The 2099-nt window shown below is 55.6% G+C and carries 2 protein-coding genes; both read right to left on the bottom strand.

The features are described 5' to 3' along the window. Nucleotides 1–561, bottom strand: a 561-nt coding sequence (locus tag LKD23_RS12770; protein ID WP_227621948.1) for a plasmid recombination protein, incomplete at its 3' end; no start/stop codon positions are given. 365 nt (nt 562–926) lie between these two features. Further along, on the bottom strand, nt 927–2099 hold a 1173-nt coding region (locus LKD23_RS12765; protein ID WP_227621947.1), incomplete at its 5' end, for a DNA primase family protein.

Here is a 2099-nt window from a genome sequence, read left to right as displayed (position 1 = left end):
GACCTGCATGACGGTCTCCTTGACTGTGCCGACCAGTGCCTTGTCCTTGCAGCGTTTCGACCAGAGGATCTGCTTTTCCACCACAGGCACATAGACCACATGGAGATGATAGTGGTAGACTTCACGGCCTAATGCTTCGGTCATGGCACGGTTGATCTCATCGGCGTGCATGACTGCCGAGAGGATATACTGCTCACCGCCCACGATTTGCACAGCAGCTTTGTAGGCATCCGCATAGAACTGCTTGGCGAACTCGTAGCCACCGTGATTGTCAAAATAGGCCGAGTTGACATCAAAGACAAGTTCACAGTAGTGGGTAGCATCCGGCTTCAGGCCGCGCGTTGAAATCGTACCAGCGGTTTCCAGTTGGGAGAACAGGTCGGTGTAGCTGGCGGTTGGCTTTTTGAAGTGGATGTTCCATGCAGTGCGCTGGGGGATGATGTCGGGGTTCCGGTAGCTGTCCTTTTCGCGCTCGTTGTGCTGCTGAGTGTTGCCAACGGCCTTGTCCGAAACGGCGAGATTTCGAACACTGGTGCGGTCAATGCCATCATTTCTTGCCAAAGGGCATCCCTCCTTTCAAGGTTCATCGAGAGGTGACGGGGAACGGAGATGCACTTCTGAGGAAGTGTAATAACCCACTATGACACTTTCATCCCTATGGTCTGCAAAGTGTAGTGGGCTCTCCGAGGGGGAACGTCTCCTGCGGGAGAGTTACAATCAAGTTCGCACAATGCGAACTTGATTGCTCCGTACGCATCCGAAAAAATCGCGTACGGAGTTCAAATAACCTGTACGGTTCGTACGGTGTACGGAAACCCGAAATATAAACGATAACACGCCTTAATTTATCTCGATTTGCCGTACGGGTGCGTACAAGTACAGACCGTACAGGTTGTACGAACTTCTTCCGTGAAAAAATGCACTTTTTACGGGCATGGGTGGACAAGCGGCTCGATGCCCACGAAGCCACGCACCCTGCGGCCACCGGGCAGGTAGATGTTGTTGGTGGCTTCAAGGTTATAGCGGCGGTCATTCTGTCGCAGTTCTGCGCTGAAACGGATGGCAGATACGCTGTGGCAGGCGTTGTCCTCGCACCACTGCTTGTAAATGTCGTAGAACTCCTTGGAGCTGATGGAGTAGTCCGCGTTGAAACGGAAGTAGCCCTCGGATTCCATGAAGTCAATGACATTGTTGCTGCTGCGCTTAATGGCGTCCACGTTGGCGGCGGCTCGTTCACTGACCGTGAAGCGGAAATCGCTCTGCACCAGCCGGTGCAGCCCTTCCAGACACCAGAGCAGGATGCCCTCCAATTCGGCGCACATCTTCTCCACAAGGAAAGGGTCATCCGTGCGGTCGGCAGGCTTGTCCTTGGTGGTCAGGATGAGCTGGCGGCGGAAGAAGCCATCCGAATGGTCGTACAGCGAGGTCAGCGCACCATTGCCGAAGCAGAGGAACCGGGCGTAGATGTCTCGCTGGTAGCTCTGGACACCCTTGCGCTCCAAGTCCAGCTTGGCTTCGGCGGTCACGATGGTCTTGATATAATTCGTCTTGGGCAGGGCGTTCATATCCATATCATCGTCGATCATCAGCAGGCGGCGTTCCAGATCGGCACGGGCAAAGCGGTTGTTCTCCACTTTCTGGACGCTGCCATTGCTGGCGGCATCTCCCATGAGCCGTTTCAGCACCAGCCCGATGCGGGACTTGCCCTCGCCGCCCTTGCCGACAATGAGCATCATCTTCTGCCCCTTGGTGCTGGGAATGAGACAGTAGCCCAGATACTCCTGCAAGGTGGGGATGTCGGCATCGTCCAGCAGCTCGTGCAGGAAGGTCAGCCAGCGGTCCGGGCTGGGGGCTTTGGGGGCGTACTTCACCGGCAGGCGGTTCTGGCAGAACAGGCGGCTCTCTTGAAAAGTGCCGTCCGGCAGATGGTACACGCCGTTGTGGAGATGGATGCAGTCCTGCTCAATAGGGAACGGGTCGGAAAAGGCCAGCAGCTTGATGGTCTCCAGAATGTTGGTGACCTTTTTGGACAGGCCGGAGGTGACATATTCCTCGATGTTCTCCAAGATGCGCTGCTTGATCTCGCTTTCGTCCTCCAC

The organism is Faecalibacterium butyricigenerans (assembly GCF_020687345.1).
Taxonomy (GTDB): domain Bacteria; phylum Bacillota; class Clostridia; order Oscillospirales; family Ruminococcaceae; genus Faecalibacterium; species Faecalibacterium butyricigenerans.
Note: the sequence above shows the minus strand (reverse complement) of the source record. Positions and strands in the feature narration are given on the sequence as shown.